14 protein-coding genes are annotated in these 18,841 nt (G+C 45.3%); 9 read left to right on the forward strand and 5 right to left on the reverse strand.

The genetic code is table 11. From position 1 onward, the window contains the following. Positions 1-62 precede the first annotated feature (62 nt). Positions 63-1,889: an ATP-dependent nuclease gene (locus GTO89_RS01965; protein WP_161260363.1), complete on the forward strand. Its 1,827-nt coding sequence runs from the start codon at positions 63-65 to the stop codon at positions 1,887-1,889. 145 nt (positions 1,890-2,034) lie between these two features. Further along, on the forward strand, positions 2,035-2,502 hold the full coding sequence (locus tag GTO89_RS01970; RefSeq protein ID WP_161260364.1) for a hypothetical protein: 468 nt from the start codon (positions 2,035-2,037) through the stop codon (positions 2,500-2,502). A gap of 124 nt (positions 2,503-2,626) precedes the next feature. On the opposite strand, the gene GTO89_RS01975 is transcribed toward GTO89_RS01970, so the two are convergent. The 5 genes from GTO89_RS01975 to GTO89_RS01995 form a co-directional block, all read right to left on the reverse strand. Continuing rightward, the gene (locus GTO89_RS01975) at positions 2,627-3,790 is read right to left on the reverse strand and encodes a hypothetical protein (RefSeq protein ID WP_161260365.1); all 1,164 of its coding nucleotides are present in this window, start codon (positions 3,788-3,790) and stop codon (positions 2,627-2,629) included. Then, positions 3,777-5,456: a helicase-associated domain-containing protein gene (locus GTO89_RS01980; RefSeq protein ID WP_161260366.1), complete on the reverse strand. Its 1,680-nt coding sequence runs from the start codon at positions 5,454-5,456 to the stop codon at positions 3,777-3,779. Before GTO89_RS01980 ends, GTO89_RS01975 begins: the two co-directional genes overlap by 14 nt. Positions 5,457-5,920: 464 nt before the next feature. Next, positions 5,921-7,378 carry a 5-methylcytosine restriction system specificity protein McrC gene (locus GTO89_RS01985; RefSeq protein ID WP_161260367.1) on the reverse strand — a complete coding sequence of 486 codons (1,458 nt, stop codon included), beginning with the start codon at positions 7,376-7,378 and terminating at the stop codon, positions 5,921-5,923. Beyond that, positions 7,375-8,859 carry an McrB family protein gene (locus tag GTO89_RS01990; protein ID WP_161260368.1) on the reverse strand — a complete coding sequence of 495 codons (1,485 nt, stop codon included), beginning with the start codon at positions 8,857-8,859 and terminating at the stop codon, positions 7,375-7,377. The genes GTO89_RS01985 and GTO89_RS01990 overlap by 4 nt, the downstream gene beginning before the upstream one ends. A gap of 128 nt (positions 8,860-8,987) precedes the next feature. Then, positions 8,988-9,920: a DUF4928 family protein gene (locus tag GTO89_RS01995; RefSeq protein ID WP_161260369.1), complete on the reverse strand. Its 933-nt coding sequence runs from the start codon at positions 9,918-9,920 to the stop codon at positions 8,988-8,990. A gap of 536 nt (positions 9,921-10,456) precedes the next feature. Between GTO89_RS01995 and GTO89_RS02000 the strand changes: the two genes are divergently transcribed. From GTO89_RS02000 to GTO89_RS02030, 7 genes are all read left to right on the forward strand, one after another. Next, on the forward strand, positions 10,457-11,323 hold the full coding sequence (locus tag GTO89_RS02000) for an arginase family protein (protein ID WP_161260370.1): 867 nt from the start codon (positions 10,457-10,459) through the stop codon (positions 11,321-11,323). Positions 11,324-11,347: 24 nt separating this feature from the next. Then, positions 11,348-11,812: a cysteine hydrolase family protein gene (locus tag GTO89_RS02005; protein ID WP_161260371.1), complete on the forward strand. Its 465-nt coding sequence runs from the start codon at positions 11,348-11,350 to the stop codon at positions 11,810-11,812. 70 nt (positions 11,813-11,882) lie between these two features. Then, the gene (gene hypE, locus GTO89_RS02010) at positions 11,883-12,896 is read left to right on the forward strand and encodes a hydrogenase expression/formation protein HypE (RefSeq protein ID WP_161260372.1); all 1,014 of its coding nucleotides are present in this window, start codon (positions 11,883-11,885) and stop codon (positions 12,894-12,896) included. A 12-nt stretch (positions 12,897-12,908) separates the two neighbouring features. Next, on the forward strand, positions 12,909-15,206 hold the full coding sequence (gene hypF / locus GTO89_RS02015; protein ID WP_161260373.1) for a carbamoyltransferase HypF: 2,298 nt from the start codon (positions 12,909-12,911) through the stop codon (positions 15,204-15,206). A gap of 54 nt (positions 15,207-15,260) precedes the next feature. After that, entirely contained in the window at positions 15,261-16,667 is a 1,407-nt protein-coding gene (locus tag GTO89_RS02020; protein ID WP_161260374.1) for a B12-binding domain-containing radical SAM protein, read from the forward strand. A 1-nt stretch (position 16,668) separates the two neighbouring features. Then, a complete protein-coding gene (locus GTO89_RS02025) occupies positions 16,669-17,226 on the forward strand; it encodes an isochorismatase family cysteine hydrolase (RefSeq protein ID WP_161260375.1) in 558 nt (185 codons plus the stop codon). Between the two features lie 11 nt (positions 17,227-17,237). Further along, positions 17,238-18,548, forward strand: a complete 1,311-nt coding sequence (locus GTO89_RS02030; RefSeq protein ID WP_161260376.1) for an ATP-grasp domain-containing protein — start codon at positions 17,238-17,240, stop codon at positions 18,546-18,548. Positions 18,549-18,841: the final 293 nt, after the last annotated feature.

Raw genomic sequence — 18,841 nt, forward strand, 5'->3', positions numbered from 1 at the left:
ATAAGGTTAAAATTTGCAAACATTACGCAAACTTAAGAGTTTTATTGATTTGGAGGTTATTTATGAGACTTTCACGTTTCACAATAAGAAACTTTAAGGCAATTAATGAACTTACCTTAAGGATCCCAAAAACAGAAATAACTCGGCCGGGTTCTGCTGATTTTTTATCTCTCGTTGGTGAGAATAACTGTTCAAAGTCCACTGTTATGGAGGCATTAAGGCTTGCATTGCCGGCAACAGATTTACCAAAACCTTCTATAGATCATTTTAGGAATAGAAATAACTTAAATGGTCCAATAGAAATTGAATTGGAGTTTGATAACCTAACTCAAGCGGATTGCGAAGAACAGGGGATACGCACTCATATACATGATGGAAAATATACAATAAAAAAAACGTGGCACACCGAAGGAACGAATTGTAATATTTATGCCTATGGTGTTCAATATAATATAACCTGGCCTGAGCCAGCAACTAACAGAAACCACTTTATAAATGCCGGAGACGGTTGGAATGAATTAATTACGTCTTATGAGGCAGAGTATGGTACTATTACTGGTAGAATTACCAACCAAACTAAAGACTCAATAAGGGACTATGCCGTTCGTACTCAATCACCTTTGGTACAACAAACTATCGGATGGATCCCCAATCCAGGTGGGTTTAATGCACATGTCGATTCTGTACTACCTAAAGTTATTTTTATACCTGCTATTAGAGAAACAAAAGAGGAATCCGAAGTATCGAAAAATAAGTCTGCTGCACGTTTAATTGTAGAAACAATGTTTACAAATCAATTGTCCGATCATCCGGCGATTGCTTTATATAATGAAGCAGGGGAACGAGTCAGGCAGTTATTCTCAGGAGAAGAACGAAATGCAGTAATTGAGAATGTAGAAAATAAAATCACGGAAAAGTTACAACGTCTAATAAATCTTAGAGCAACCTTGGATTTTACTCCCCCAGATATTTCCTCAGATCTAGCCACAAAAACGTTTCTTGAAATAAGTGACGGAAATTATCAAACTAAGCCGGAACATCAAGGCCACGGAGCTCAACGCGCCCTCATTTTGTCTTTACTTGAATTACTTGCTGAGGAAATTGGAATTCCTGATCAAAACGGTTTTAGAAGAAGCATATTAATTTTATTCGAGGAACCAGAAATTTACCTGCATCCCCAAATGTGTAGAAAGATGAGAGACGTTTTAATATCTGTCGCTAGAAGAGGTACAGCACAGGTTATTTGCACTACTCATTCACCTGTTTTTTTAGATCTTGCAGATAGACATGATGGGATTGCGATATTCAAAAAAACTGACCAAGGGATTGATATTGTTCAAAGATCAGTTGATTTATTTCCTGGAGGGAACGCAACAAGTCAACGACAACGACTACGTATGATGCTTGATTTTAATCCGGCTGTAAACGAGGTGTTCTTTAGTAAGGAAGTATGCTTGGTAGAGGGAGATTGTGAAATCGCAGCTTTAGAGGCAATAGCAAAAACGCTATCACAGTTAGGAAGGATAGACTATACGAGGTACTTATTGAGACGTCGTGAAATTGTTATGGTTAATTGCAGCGGCAAGTGGACAATCGTAGCATTTCAACGTGTTTTGAATGGATTTGATATTAAATATCGTGTAGTACACGATGTTGATGACGAAGGCGACGCAGGAGCAAACAACGAAATTTTATCATTATTGAACCTTGGTGAAAATCAGAGGTTGTTACATAATCCAAACTTCGAACAGCAAATATTCGGCGAGCATTGGAGAAAAGACAAACCTTGGAGGGCAACAAGAAAAATCCAAGCCGACACAACGGTGTCTCAAGCACTGATCAGCTTTTTTGAATTCGTAATTGGAAAAAGGATTGAAGAACTAATCTAAAGAAATAATACGTTTAAATATGATGTTTGAGTTCGTTTCTGGGTATATTTTAAATCCCTTCAGTTACTTATTGAGCAATAAATAAAACTGCTCAATGAACGAGAATAAGAATTAGAACTAATATGATACGAAAGGGGCAATAAAAATGCTTCAAACACCGCCCATTTCCCCTGGTGCGTGGCTAAGCAATGTCATTCAGTTATATAAACTAAAGTCTTCTAATTATCCCATTATTGTTGATTTTGCGATGTTTTTGAATCACAATGGCTTTTTTATGAGCAATAACGGGGCAGGAAACACTACGTTAAATGCGTGTATATATGGAGACAATTCAGCAGAAGATTGGATTTGTGATGTGAAATTCTTTAATAATAAAACGGATGGGTTAGAAGTAATTGGTCAAGAAAAGTTTTCGAAGAATGAAGCAATAATGAATAATCCTAAGTTTATAAATTTGTTTGAAAAATTGTCTGAAAGAGCGTTTCAATCTCCTCCAACTTCTGAATATAAAATGAATATTGTGTTTAAGGATTTTCATGAAGGTATTAAATTCTTAAAAATGGCCTTAGCGTGCTATAGATTAGAAACCGATTATCCCTATGCTAAAAAATAAAAACAATCGCTTAGGTTGAGCAAAAGCCTTACGATTTAAAGTGATTTTGCTTACACGTGGAAGCCACAGTCGCCCAAATATAAAATCCCAAAATGCCGTTCCGGTCGAGGCTTTTTGGGATTTTTTAATGCTTGTCGACACAGCAATTTATCAACTCAAAATCAACTGCACTAGGAATTCGTCTAGCCCTTGTTTTCAATGCTTCATATAAGTCCTTAGGACTGTACCAATGAGAATGTTTGTTATTCAGTGGATCGTCTAATTCAAATACCAGTAAGTACTCGTTTGCTTTTAACTCGGAGAAAGTCAAAATGCTGGCGATGACAAAAGGATCGTGGCTATGTGGTGAAAATATTTCGCGAGCAGCGGAGACTAAAACAGATTGCTCTTTCCACGATCTCGGAACTTCATTGTTCATCAAGAACCAGGCGTCGGGTGTTAACTGTATGTATTCGTTTTCATCATATCTTGTAAATCGAAGCAGTCCCCACTTTGTCAACCAATCGCGAACCGGCAGGTGTTCATTATTATTTTGGAAGAGAGTAGTTCGTACCCAGTCCTGTTCGCTAACTTGAATATCACTTAGCCAAGTAAGCACTTTAGGTGGATACTCTAGTCTCTGAGTTTGGAATAGCCATTTATAAAAATGAAAAATCCACTTATGTTTTTTCTGATGTAACCATAAAAGCAAATTTGACTCACTTGTAATATTTGGTTCACGGATGCTATTGATAAAACCATTTGTATCCAAATAGTTTAGAAGATTAGTAAGCAAATTAATATCGTCTACTAGCAGTTTTTTAGAATAATGATCTAAAATTCTTTTCTTCCTACTATTAGTTGATTCCTTTTTCTTTGGTTTTGGGGGAGGATATCGGTGTAGCGCGTGAATTAATAAAATCAATTGCATGAAAGCGCTACATTTGCCTGACTTTGGGGTTTGAAGTTGTTCAACGACAAGATGACGAAACGAAGGGGAAAGCATGTCTCTAAGATCTTTAGGTAAACTTCCTTCCTGCACCGTCAGACCAAACCCAAAAAACTCTTTTTCATATTGAAAATTACGAGTTCCACTGCAGAAAATCCACTGCAGCAACTCTTGTTTAGCTCCATCTGAAAGCCGATGGAATACTTTTTTTCGAAAAGTATCGATATTGGTCAATGCTTCTTTTATTTTATGACGATAATAGTGAGCTGTTGCATCGGGAGGAGTTCCAAGATTGAGATTAATGGCGATTGTTCTTAATGAGACAACATCAAGAATCTTAAGGTGCTCAGTCAGATTCAAATACACTCCCCCTTTGTAGCAAATCGTCTAAAGTTACGATGCGGTAACGATAACCATAGTTAATTATTGCTTTGCGACGTGGTTTGAAATCCTCCTCCTCAACAGTTGCTGGCGTTACAGCAGAAATAAAATAACCTTTTCGTTTATTGGGATGGGCAGCTAGTACCTTACCTAATCGAAGATATTCTTCGCGTTCTGAGCTTCCGTGATAGGAAACGGCAACAAGTATATCGATATATTCAATTGGCAACTTTTCCACGACTGACGTGCAAATTAACCGGGTAGATTCTTCTTGATCGAAAGATGTGATGTCGTTTAGATTACTTGAGCGGTTAATCATTGAAATGTTATGATGTCCTGACAGTTTTTTAGCAAGATCAATTTTGTAAGAGACAATAATAATCTTCTTATTCCAGTAATGCTGTAATACATATTTTGTCAATCTTATTTTGTTGGAGTTCATTGCAGCGATACTACGTAAATTATGACTGTTTCTCGAAGTTAAGCTCTCTGAGTCGTAATTTTCCCTCTCTTCCACTGAAAGAGGAACCTTGACTTCAACGCAGGTTACTGGTGAAAGGAAATTTCTGTTCTCTAACTCTCGAGGAAGAACCTCAAGCCACTTGGGGCCAACGAGGGCAAAGATTTGATTACCGCGTTTGTCTGCACGAGCTAACGTAGATGCTATGGCTAACTTGTATTCTGATGGGATAGATAATGCATCTTGGAAAGTATCGGCCAAAGATTTGTGTGCATCATCAAAAATGATGATTCCCCAATTGATTTCATGAACTTTTTTAAATAGTCGATGGTTACCAGATAGATGACTATATGTACAAACAGTAAGAGGTTTGATGTCATTGCTATCTTTGCGGATAAATGTGTAAAGATCATCGGGAAGCGATGTTTTGTCTTTAATCTCATTTAACCAACTACTTGCTCCTGCTTCGTTTTCAACGATTATAAGAACTCTTTTTTTCAATAGCTCAATAATTTTTAAGGCAATAAGAGTCTTGCCGGAGTAAGGAGGGGCAAGGATTACCCCACCTTTACCTGCTTTCGGGCTGTGTTGCAAGTACATATCTACAGCTTCATTTTGGTAATCCCGTAACTTTAAATCTGCGCCTCCGATCGTTTTCTTTTTTAACTGTAAATCGAGAGTATCTCCAGTCATGTCGGTTTCATCAATAACAAAAAGGTGCATATCGAATAGTTCTATCAATAGACGGATACGGTCCTCTAATTTGAAGATAAGCATAGAGTGATCCGAGATATCCTGGACAATTAGTGGAGCTATTTTTGGATTGCTTTTTATATTTTCGATTAACAATGAAACATGGGCTTTTAATATAAGTTGCTTCCCCTGCTGCTTGAGACGTAGCTGACCGAATTGCTCAATATCTTCTCTAATCCGGTTGATTAATTTCTTATCAATCTGGTTTTCGCAATGCTCATTAAGAAACCTGATGATGTGGTCAGCTTCTATATCTTTAGCGGCAGCTGACCAAAGAGCATAAGGAGATAAATAGAAGGTATTCACTTCTTCGGGTGATTTAACCCTATCCGAAAATTCGGTTAATTTTTGTGCTAGTTGTCCATCGGGGTCTTGCCATTCCATTAAATAAATGTGGCCATCAGAATGAACCACTAAAGGCTTCTCATACATGAGCAGCCCTCCGCTTCAGCCGGTCTTGTCTAATTTTTATGTCGACGCGCTTGTCCACTATACTGTTTAACTACGTGACTTCTTGTATTAGCATTGATGACAATGGCATTGGAAGACACACCTGTTTCCGCGCTCAAAATAGCACTTTTCCGAACAGTTTGTGCTTTTCGCTTAACCATCCTCTTCCAATCATAGGACTTTGGGGAAAAAGTTTTTTCCATGGACCTTTTTACAGATAAAAAGTTGATTCGGCCGACCTGCTGTTGAAGCGATATGATCTAGATGGGGTACAAAGGCTGCAATACCAAATGAAAGGTAAGCGTCAAACAAGCCCCACTTGTTGCCAAGTTGTGGCTTTGTATATTGCTTTCTTTGTTACTCGGCAGATATCGGGCAGTGAGCTTACCAAGGAAGCAGTTGATTTTGCTCCTAATGGTATCGTATCGATGCTCCGTAGATTATCCTCAGTGCTTCACAACCGCCCCCCCAATATCCCCAACCACCCCATCCACCTCCGCATCAAACGGTACCGCCGCCAACAATAGCCGCACCTCCCGAACCCCTGCATGCAACCCGGCCTGGTGAACGAGTCGACCGCGCTGCCGTAGTGAGTCCCACGTCGCCTTCCGGCAGGGATAGAGCAGGCAGGCGGTCACTCGTTTCGTCGCATAAGACGTCGTATAGGCAAGCACCTGCAACAAGTCGTTCCGGTGGCGCTCGCGAACGGTGGTCTCCAGGTCATACCAGCGTTCCTGGCTCAACTCTTCCCAGTGGCTTTTGTACTTGGCGTCGATGATGATCGTCTCATCGTCCCGCTCCAACACCAGATCGGGCATCAAAAAGCGCTGCGATCCGGTAAAGGGCGGTTCCCAGATCAGCGGTGTCACCGTCTCCTGTAGCCGGCCGGCACGGACCCGCCCTCCAAAGTGGCGCGCCAGTTCCGTCACCATATATTCGCACCAGGCTTCAAAAAAGGCATCCATCGACATCACCCAGGGCAGGCCGGTATGTTCGGCGAGACCGGCCAGTCCCCGTTCGTCGATGGTCCACTCCATCGCCCGCAGCCCGTCCCGAAAGACCTCCGTCTGCAAGGGCGCACGCAGCCAGAGCAGCCGGTCGCGGTCGGTCGGACGGCGGGGCGGCACATGGCGCACCCGATCGAGTAGGCCCTGGCAGAGGGTGATCAGCGGGAGCACCACCGTCCCCGTAGTACGCTGGCTCTCCAGGCTGGCCAGTTGACGGCGCAGCGTAAAATGCAGGGCGCCCAACAACGCGGCATCGTCTCGCAAGTCCGGAAAACGGCAAGGGACCTCCAACCATCGACCGGTGGGCACTTTGGTCCGGGCGTAACACCCCCAGTCGACACTCCCCCTGGGCGCTGTCAGTTCCGCTTCGCCGATCGTAAAGCGCCGCTGCAGCCGTTCCAACATGGCGCGAATGCGAAAGAGCACCATCGTGGACAGCACCCAAGGCGGCACCTTCCGGTCGGAGCGGGGAAGCATGGGCAGGCGCAGCGGTTCGGGAATGACGCGCCAGCCCATCCGGGCAAGCATGGGACCGATGCCGGGCCAGTCAAAGCGGGGCTGCACCACCAGGCCATAGTCGGGCTTGCCGCTGGTGGGCGACAACAGCGGGATCGCGCCCACGCGGCTGCCCGTTTGCAGGCGCAGTTCCACCTCCCGGCCATCGTAGCCCACATCGGCGGTGATGCCGAAGTTGCGGAGCAGCCCCTGGTTGATGCGCACAAACTGGTGGGCCAGGCGCGCCGTCATCGGCTGCGGATCGCGCGGCGCGCCCCCGCGCAGCAAGAAATCAGCGGAAAGCCGCACCGCTGACGAATCATCGACGGGAAAACAGACCTTATCGCCGGCCTCCACCGGCCGGAGGGGAGACTTGCCGGCCCGAGCGCCCATCCCGCTCATAGGCTCTCCACCCATTGCAGATAGGAACGGATGGCCTCTTCAAAACCGGCCACATAGCCCTGGGCCAGATACTCCTCCAACAGCGGCGCCAGGTTGGTGCGCAGTTTTTGCGCCGCCCGCGTATCGTCCGCTTCAAGAAAATAGGAGTGACCGGGCACGAGGGCCAAGGCGTCGTCACTGGCGTACTCGACGAAGATGGACAGGAGATCGAGGAAGGCTTTTTTCATCAGTGGACCAGACTGGCTCTCGACTACACGGTACTGCGGCCATAGCTTCACAAAGGCGAAGCGGCGGCGCACGGCCACATCGACGATGGCGATGCTCCGGTCCGCGCTGTTCATCGTGCCAAGGATATGTAGATTCTCCGGCAGCGACAGTTCCCGGCCAAAGGGCGCGCCGAAATCGTAGGGGAGAGAGAGCCGGCGCAACGTCTCCGCTTGCGCTTCGAGCAGGTAAATCGACTCACCGAGGACTTTCGCCAGATCGGCCCGGTTGATCTCATCGATATGCAACAGGTACGGCTTTTCCCCGTGAGCGCAGGCCGCCTGGGCCGCTTCCGCCGCCTCCATGAGAAAACCCTTCCGGGGCGCAAACTGAAGGCCGATGGCCCCGTCGGACTCTACCGGCGCGAGGCCGCCGACGAATTGTTCATAGGTCGTGTTGGCGTGAAACTGGACGGTCATGCCGCTTCCGCTATAGGCCTCCTCTTTCAGGCGCAGGGCCATCCGCGTCTTGCCCGTTCCCGGCGGTCCCTGGAGGATGACAAAGCGGCGCTCGGCCAGCAACTGCCGGACTTCCTCTTCACCGGCATCAGGCATGAGGTGAGCAAAGTAGTCGCCGCGAATCCGCTCCGCTTCGGCTTCCGCCGCCTTTAAGGGATACTGGCCCCGTTCGGAGAAAAAGAGATCCAAAAAGGCCTTGAGCGCCACTTCCGTATCTTTTTCCCCATGTTCTTTCGTCGGCGCATAAAAACCGTAAATTACCTTGCCGTAGCGGTCAAAGACAGACCGGTAAGCCGGAAACATCCGGCGGATGCCTTCGGGCACGTCCAAGTCGGTGCGGACCGGCTCCTGCTTGGCCCAGGCCACCATCTGTCCCTTGCCCACCGAGCGGTTGAGCCAGCGGCAGATGGCCGCCACCTTGCGCCCGTGACCGGGCCGGGACAGCACCACTTCATCAGGGCTTAATCCTTGCGTGCCCACCACGAGCGCCACCAGGCAAGGCGCGTCATCCACCGGGAAGAGGACAAAGCTCATGCCGCCGTACGCGCCGGAATCGGGATTGGACGGATGAATATAGGCGGAGAAGGGCACGCCTGTCGAGCCCTTATTGAAACCGGGCGCTCGTAGGGCCACTGACTTTTTCGCTTTGTCTGGGTAACGGCCGCCGTTGGCGCCGAAGAGGGACTGAAAGGCTTGCTGGTTTTTCTCGCTCCAATCATCGGTCAACTCGTTGTGGATGATGTCCAATAGCGGTTTCATCGGAAAGCACTCCCCGCGCGGTTTTTTCTACTGCCGATTCCATCCTGTGATGAACGCGATTAACATGATTAACGTGATTAACGCATTAACGTGATTAACGCATTAACGTGATTAACGCATTAACGCGATTAACGGTCCTTGAAACGAATACGGATATCCGTCTCGTACTCACGAACCATGTGGTTGAACTCCGTAACGAAGTTGTTGACCGATGCCTTATATCGAGATGGCTCAAATTGATTGATCTCATGCAAATTCGCCGAAATAAACTGCTCCGCATCCCAGATGTCAATTCGCTCTTCCAAGCCCATGTACTCCGCCAACGCTTCGGCCACGGGGACTTTTCGGGACAACGTGATGATGATCGGCCTTTTTCCCGAATCCAAGTCAACCTTGCATGTTCGGATCAACGCCTCGCCGGGGGATGAGGAGACGTGGAGCGACACATGACCGATGAGAAAGTCGCCGCTTCCACCCGGTTGCTCGTCGGCGATGGAGATAGACTGGGCGATTTCGGCATTTGGTAGGGCGAGCCTGATGGTCGTTGCAACCAGGTGTTGGAGGACCGCGCTGGCATAGTTCGCTCCGGGATGGTCTCGTTGTCGCTGTTCTGCTTGCTCCAGCACGTCCCGGATCGCAGAGCGCAGGGATTTTCCCTCATCATAGTTCAATACGAAGGGGGGAGCCGTTTCAACGGAGACATATTCCGGTACTTGCCGAATCCACCAGGCTTCGATCGCCTCCGTGTCGGCAAGGTTCTCCTGATGCAAATCATTTAGAAACCGCACATACTGTCGAATCGTATCCATGTTGCCACGGTTCGTCCGACCGCCCTCCTCCGCCAGGACACGCGTGATCCCGTAATCGGCCAGGATCTTCTGAACGACCGCTTTGCCCAAACCATGCACCTGTCCCTTGTCCGTGACAAGCTCGTTTGCATCAAGGGGGAGACCCTTTTCTCTGGCCAGTCGGGATACAAACAACACAACGGCGAGTTTCCCCTTGGAAGTAATCTTTTGTTCGACCCGATACGTTTCCAGTCGCTGCATCAAATCGTTCATAGCAACCTCCGGCAGTTCCTGCGATAGTTCCGCGAATCATGAAGCATCCATCTGACTTATGACATATTTTTCTCGTATTCGGAAGAAAAATCCTGCCGAACACAGCCGATGCTTGATCAAGAGATTGTGGAACGCAAAGACGAGTCGGATGTCGTGGTGACGGATGTTGATGTGCATGGTTTGTACATCAACAGGAACTAACAGGGTATGAAAAAAGGCCACAAGTCGTGGCCTTTTTTTCATACCCATAAATACCGGTGACAACGAAATACATTCGTGTTCGCTTAGCCAGAGTTGTCCGATTTGTGGTATTCATAGGAATTGCATGATTAGGAGTCGTTTGAACGCCCATCGTCCGACCTTCTGTGAAATGAAGGCAGCGCAAAAATAACCGGGTCGAATCGAACCTTTTTCGGTCATCAATGGATGAAGCAAGCCGTTTACAGTGTTGATATTTGTTGATAGAATTTACACAAACAGGGATTTGCATCATAAAATGTAGGAGGCGAAGGCAATGGCGCATCTGATTGCGGGCAATGAATAACGATTGGGGCGGGTTGCGAGTTGAAGATATTCACTCTGCTGACTTTTTTATAATCGGAATCCCTTATGATGCGGGGGCCGGTACCCGTAGAGGACAAGCGGCAGCTCCGTCCTATATCAGGAATATGTCGTACAAGCTGCCTAGTTGCACGAGGAAGGGGATCGATCTAACGAACCTCCGGTTGTTTGATTTAGGAGATGTGGAAATCAATCAGCAAGAAATATTCGCCACAATAAAAAACATTGAAAAAAAGCTAGATGAAAGATGCGGTTTGGCAAGGACAATCATGATCGGTGGAGATCATTCCGTAACATATCCTTCATTTAAAAAGGCATCCGGCCAGCGCAGCACGGGATTGGTTTGGTTTGATGCACACCCGGATGTGTTGGATACATACCAAAACTCTAAGTATTCACATGGATCACCGTTGCGAAGGATTATAGAAGATACACACATCGATACAGATAATATCATGTTGGTCGGAACCAGATTTTACGAACTTGACGAATTCAATTATATAAAATCAAAGCAAATTTATGAAATGCCAGCCTATGAAATCAACGATTCCATCGAATATGCCACGAAATTTTCCACTCGGGTTAACGAAATAGCCTCTAGAGTGGATCAGTTGTATGTATCGATCGACATTGACGTTATTGACTCGGGATTAATAGTAGGAACAGGAGCGCCGGTTACAGGGGGAATTACACCCCATCAGTTGTTTACTATGATTAACGTGATTCCGCCAAAGGCACAATACTTTGACATTATGGAATATAGCCCGATTTGTGATTTTAATGACATTGGCGCAAGGTTTATTCTGGTGCTGTTAAGTGAGATTTTAAGTAACTTTAAGTAACTATAAGAAAGGGGAGTTATACAAATGGGCGACATAGCCGTTATTGTGAATGAATTGCCTGAGTCTGACGCACCGATTCCAGCAGCAGCTTTTTTACAGCGGTTATCAGATCTGAGCGTTCCTATTGTATATCTTGATAATGAAGTCAGGCAGACGAAGCCGGGAGAATATTTTATCCATAAAAAAATCGACAATGGCTTTTTTGAGACAGAGTTAAAGGACGTCCTCGATAAACTTGAAATTAAGAGTGTTATTATCATGGGACTTAAAAAGGGAATGTCAATCGAAACGACTGCCTCAGACGCTTATTTCAATGGGTACAACGTAATTATTGCCAAGGATGCGATCATTACGGATTGTTCTGACGACTTACAATCTATCTATGAGTGGTTTGAGCTGTATTTTGGCGTTTTGCTGTCTTGCGATGAAATACTGACTCGCATTCAGGAGTACGGTTACTTTGACGTAAAGAACGTAGAGATTCCATAAATTATGCAGCGTCGGTGATCTACCGGAGGATAGGCAATGAAAAGGAATGGATAACAGGGGGGACGGCGGAATGAGTGATTTAGATGCAATTGTGCTCGATCATGGGACAGGTTCAAAACGAAGTCGTGAGCTTGTCGAACTGATATCGAATACGCTCGGCGACGTTTACATTGGCCAGATGGAGGATAGCGCAGTATTGCCGATAGGGACAAGTATGATCGCGATGACCACAGACTCCTTTGTTGTTACTCCTATTTTCTTTAGTGGCGGCAATATTGGGAAAATTGCGATTTGCGGCACCGTAAATGACCTAGCCGTTAGCGGCGCAAACCCGAAGTATTTAACATTGTCCTTCGTGCTCGAAGTCGGTCTTCCCATCGCAGATCTGGTATCAATCTTACAAACCATAAGAGAAACATCGCTGGAAGCGGATATTTTGATTGTCGCCGGAGATACCAAAGTGGTAAACAAAGGCGAGGTGGACAAAATTTTTATAAACACCTGCGGTGTAGGCGAATTTATGAATGAGCCTCTTACCTACAAAAATATTCAACCGGGAGACAGAATCATCTTAAGCGGAAATATAGGGGAGCATGCCATTCACTTATTATCACTCCGCGAAGGATTGGGATTTGAAGAGAGGATCAAAAGCGACTGCGCGCCCTTAAACCGCATGATTAGAAATATCATTGACTACACGCCACCTGGAGCCATCCGGTGTATTCGTGACGTGACCCGCGGGGGCCTTTCAGCGGTATTGCATGAATTTGCATCCATGACGAATACAGGGATGAATGTATGGGAACAGGAGTTGCCCATACCGCTTGAAGTGATGATGGCTGCTGATATGCTGGGCATAAATCCGATTCATCTAGCGAATGAGGGCTGTATCTGTCTCTTTGTTAGAGAAGACCAGGCAGAACATGTGCTGTCGCTGCTGCGCAAGGAGACCTATGGCAAAAACGCCTGTTGCATTGGTTACGTCTCTGAGTCTGACAGGAATCATGTCCTGTTCCATCAACCCGATGGATCGAAAAGACGGATAGAGGAATTGGTAGGGATTGAGTTGCCTAGATTGTGCTGAGGATTGGTGAAGATGGAGGTTCGAAAATATCGAATTACGGGAGTCGTACAAGGGGTTGGTTTTAGACCTTTTATTCACAAAATCACGGCTAAGTTAAACATAAAGGGATGGATATTAAACGATTCCGAAGGGGTTCTGTTAGAGGTTGAAAGCAGTTCCCAGAATCTTGATGATTTCATATCAGAAGTGAAAAATTCTCCGCCGCCGCTTGCGAAAATAACGAATGTTGTTTCTCTTCCTTGCAACACACCCGTTGGAACCTATCACGATTTTATCATTAAAAAAAGTGTAACGGCAGAATCGGTTCAAACGTTGATATCGCCTGATTTCAATCTATGTGATGATTGTATAAGAGAACTATACGATGAAAAGGATAAAAGGTATAAATATCCGTTTATAAATTGTACCAATTGTGGGCCACGGTATACGATCATTCAAGACATTCCTTATGATAGACATAACACGACAATGAAAAAATTCGTTTTTTGTCCGACCTGTAAAAGTGAGTATCTGAATATCGACGATAGGCGATATCATGCTCAGCCGAATGCCTGTCCCGACTGTGGTCCGTCGTTGCAATTATTTGATAACCAAGGCAATCAAATCGACCCTGTTGACGTGCTGGCGTTTACATCCCAAAACATTAACGACGGCCATATCATCGCTGTAAAAAGTCTGGGCGGATTTCATCTAACTTGTGACGCGCAAAATGAGGCAGCGATCAAAAAACTTAGAAATAGAAAAAAACGGGATTCAAAGCCGTTTGCATTGATGGCAAAAAATATATCAACAATTGAAAAATTCGCCTACGTATCAAGAGCGGAAGCAGATCTGTTGCAAAGTATTCAACGGCCTATCGTGTTATTGCGTAAAAGAGAGGATATCCAGCTTCCCGACTGCATCGCGCCACACAATCCAAATATCGGAGTGATGCTCCCGTCGGCGCCGATCCATTATTTATTACTGTCTGAATCTGGCTTAGATCTATTGATCATGACGAGCGGCAATATTTCTAGCTTCCCGATTATTTATAAAAACGAAAATGCCATACATAGATTAAAGGATGTCGCTGATTATTTTCTGGTTAACAATCGGGATATCCACACCTTTGTTGACGATTCCATCGTTCGCTGTTCCAGTGTGGGACAATCGGATAGGGATACAATGACAATGATGATTCGCCGGTCCAGAGGGTATGTTCCAATGCCCTTTGAAGCGCCGGCAGAGTACAAAAGCATATTAGGCGTTGGAGCCGAATTGAAAAACACAATCGCACTTAGCCATGACCATAATCTATTTGTAAGCCAACATTTAGGCGATCTAAAAAATAGGGATACACTGGATCGACAAGTTGAATGCATAGAGCATCTGTGCAAAATATTAACGATTTCCCCCAAAATAGTCGCCTGTGACATGCATCCGGCCTATCTCTCAACAGTAACTGCGCAATCCTTTTCGTTACCCCTTGTGAAGGTGCAACATCATCACGCGCACATGGCGTCGTGCATGTTTGAAAACGGCATAAACCATGAGGTTATTGGGGTCATCATGGACGGGACCGGGTATGGCTTAGACGGCACCATATGGGGGGGTGAGTTCTTACTCGGCGATCTGCGCGAGATAAAACGCGTAGGACACCTACGACCATTTCAGTTGATTGGAGGCGATAAAGCCGTAGAAGAACCCTATCGGGTAGCTCTGGACCTGCTTATTCATTCATATGACGATATAAATGATAAAAACATAAAAGAAATATTTAGTGATATAGACGATTTTAAGATTGATGTCTTGTGCAAGATGTCTCGTAGAAGCATAAATTCCTTTAAATCAAGCAGTGTAGGGAGATTGTTTGACGCAGTATCGGCCCTGTTGAACATATGTACTGTTATCGAGTATGAAGCTCAAGCTGCGATAGAACTTGAAGCATTACTGAATAGAAATATGGACATGGCCGATCCTTTTCCATTTAGTATCCATGATAATGGAGAATGTTGCGAAATTGATTATCGCCCCTTAATTCGCGCTATCATTACACAGAGACACAAATTAAGCAAGGAAAAATTAAGCAGAATGTTTCATTCTACCGTTGTAAGTATGGTATCAGAGATGTGTTGTAAAGTTCGAAAAGATTGTAGCGTTAATGACGTGGTCTTGAGCGGCGGTGTCTTCCTAAACGAATTCTTATTGGTAAATACAAAAAAAGTCTTAGAAAGTCAAGGCTTTACTGTCTATTGCCATAGCGCAATCCCGTGCAACGATGGCGGGATATCGGTGGGACAAGTTGCTGTAGCGAATAGCAGGTTAACATAATGGGACGAGCGGCAATCGGTTCGTCTGATAAAGAAGAGTAGGGAGTGTTCATTAATGGGAGACTATGACATTATCCTGGTGCAAGTCCCCTTATTGGCTAAAGAATATAGCGAGCCAGAAGAACTTGAATTTTATGATAAATATTGGGGGATCTTTGGCCGGGTAGTAGAGCGAGACATGTTTAAGGTCCCGATTTACGATGTGAAGGAACTGCCTCTCTGGATAGCCGCCCTTGGCGCCACGTTGGAACAGAATGACATGGATGTACGCGTGCTAGATTTGTCTCCATACGGCGGAGTGAACGTTGATTATGAGGCGATTCGAAAAGAACTGGAAACCTGCTCTTCACCTGTTTTTGCCTTGTCCTCTTTTACGAATAACTTCAGTGTCTGCGTTAAAATATCAAAATTAATTAAAGATATTTTTGGTGAATCAGCTACAGTCGTTGTGGGCGGCGCCCACGCTTCGAATACAGCAGAATTATGTCTCATGCATGGAAGCATCGATATTGTATGCAGGGGTGAAGGGGAACGCGCCATACCTGACATTGTTAAATGTATTAAAAATGGCAAGCCCATTTCCCAGGTTTGCGGTATTAGCTGGAAGAAGGAGGATGGCGGCGTTGTTCATAATCCTGCTGCTTCGACCCGTATTCTTCCCGATGAACTGCCATTGCCGGCATATCATTTAATCCCCCAAACCTATCGGGGCATCATCTCCTTTGCAAGAATATACACCTCGAGGGGTTGCGCATACAATTGCGCCTATTGTGCAGATACGCTTTGGAGCAATCGGAAACCCATACACCAAACGCTGGAGAGAACACTCAAACAAGTGGAAGCCATGCATAATCTCTTTGACATCGATCTTTTTTATGTAGGTGACGAGTCATTTACATACAATAAGTCATACGTTCAAGACTTCGGTTCTGAGATGATCAAAAGGAATTTCAAGTGGATATCCCAGACCAGAACAGACTTGATCACACCGGAGATCCTGAATGTCATGAAAGAAAGCAATTGCAAACTAATTAAGTTTGGCGCCGAGTCTGCGAATCAGCACCTACTGAACAAAATCAGAAAAGGAATTACAGTTGAAAGTATAAGAAAAGCCTGCTATATGGCAAAAAGTGCTGGGTTGAATGTATTGCTTTATTGGATGGTCGGCTTGCCGGACGAATCTCGTGAAACGGCTGAAAATACCATTCAATATGCCGAGAATCTCTTTAACGATAAATTAATTGACTTAGTCGAGTATTATATCACGACGCCTTATCCAGGAACTGATTTGTACGCAAACCCCAACAAATACAACATAGAAATCATCGGCAAGGATTTTGATGAGTGGAGAGAGGACAGGCCATCTGTAACCAATACCCAATATCTGTCACGGGATGAGATATTCCAAATCTGGAAACAGGGCCTGTCTAGATTTGCAAAATGCATGGAAGGGCTGAGATAAGATGGAACGATTCGCCGTCTTAACAAATGACCTGCAATATGCTGCGATGAATAAGCATCCGGAAAGAATAGAAGCAGTAAAAAAGTTTCTTCCTCATCAGATCCATTTCTTGAAGCAGGCTCGCGAACTTTCGGTGCCGGTTATCCACCTTCAGTTGATCAAAGACGGGGGCGAGCAAAATTGGCATGATCGACAGTTTGTAAGGGGGGCGGAGGGGGCTAGAATTATCGATGAGGTCTTAGATGATTCAGACATTATCGTTGAAAAGCCAAAGGACAGCGGTTTCTTTCATACAAACCTCGACGATGTTCTCAAAGAGCGAAACATTACCACTGTCATCATCACTGGTATGCAAACCCAGATCTGTGTGCAAACGACTGCGGCCGACGCCTTCTTTCGAGGATACAAGGTGATCGTCCCCTCCGATGTTGTTGTGTCCACAAAAGAGATGGATACGGAAAGAGCATTGGTATGGTTGGAAAAATATTGCGCAAGGGTGCTCGGATCAGATCAAATCATCGATCTAATCCAGCAAGAAGCAAGCTTGGATCAAGCATAGGGGTGGCGTCGATGAAGAATTGTGGTGTTTTGGCGCTGGTCCATCAAGGCAAGTCGTGGTGCAAAGAAATTCATCGCAAATTAAAGCAATTAGGGTTGGAAACATATATTATTACCACCCAATACGAAAATGATGCAGATGTCGTTGATATTAAAGATACTGTTGAATGGTTTGAAACGGTTGACGGCTCCACCCTAAGCAGAGAAAAAGTATTTGACGTGATCGCACAGTTGGAGAGTGACGGGAAAAAGGTTGTCGCATGTATCGCGCCCATTGAAGCCCAGCGGCTCATCAGCGCGGAGGTCAATATGTGGCTCGGAGCGAAAGACTGCTCCCCTGCATCCATCATGATCGCGCTCGATAAATACCTCTGCCGCAAAGCCCTGATCGATGCCGGTTGTTCTAAAGTAAGGATCGAAGAACTGACTGAGTCTTCCTACGACATAGCCAAAAATCAGTCAGAATCGAAATTTATTAAACCGCGAAGAGCGGCCTATTCCTTCGGCACATTCAAATTGGATTCCAGCAGATCGATATCAGACATCGAGATTCTAACAAGAGAGATGCAGGAGGATCCCTATGTTAAGTTGCTAACGAAGGACGGTGTCGAGTTCGTAATTGAGGACGAAATTGTAGGGGTCGAGTATTCTGCGGAAATGATTGCCTACAACGGTGAGGGGTATATCGTCGCCATCCACCAGAAAGAGATATCGCAGTCTGAATTAACGGTATTGGAAGATCGATTTTACAATCCCTCCGACTTAAATACGACTGAAATAACTGACTTGGCTATCTTCTTAAAAAGGTGCTTGCAGACATTAAGCTTCCATTATGGCTGCTTCCATGTCGAATTTAAGAAAACCGCTAAGGGGTGGGAGATCATTGAAGTCAATCCCAGACCAGGCGGGGTTTTAATCAACGATAGTATACGAATTAGAAGCGGGCGCGAATCTTTAATTGAGCTATGGTTATATGTGCTGCTGCTGCATGTTACGGAATTGAATACGATCAATCTGCTTGCCAAGGCTTCAGCGACTTTTGTAGAAAATAGGATTGTATCGAGGGAAAGTGAGATTGGCATGTTTCAAAAGACATACTTTGCTGAAAGAGGAAAGACGGTAAGTTCCGTTAAAAAGAATCGACTTTCCGTTGAGCCTGATATCTATTTTTGTAACGTAAAGAAAGGGGATACGATACCAAACACACACAAAGAGCACCTGGTCTGCTGTGCTCTGTGGAAGTACCCGGTGAATGATAGGGAGCGATTGGAGGAAATAAAGGCGCAATCAGACAATCTCTTTGAAATCTGTTATAACGATTAGTTTTTTGCAGTTTCCAGTTTCGACATATAGGAAAGCCCTTCCGTGCAACGATTTTGCGCGGAAGGGCTTTCTTAATACAATAAACGTATACGGTTGTCGGTTGTCGCCCTCGTTGTGTCTTTTTCACAAATGGTGATCGCCAAAGCGCTCGTCGATATGGTGGGTCCTATTCAACAGGTGGCAGAAGGAATTCTGTCGATCGCTCCGGTGAAGATGGAGAATCGGCCCATGCGAACAGTAAAGTGACCATGTCCATCCATGGGAGCCTTCTTCGCACTCAGGTAGACTTTTTT

Source organism: Heliomicrobium gestii, assembly GCF_009877435.1.
GTDB classification, from domain to species: Bacteria; Bacillota; Desulfitobacteriia; order Heliobacteriales; family Heliobacteriaceae; genus Heliomicrobium; species Heliomicrobium gestii.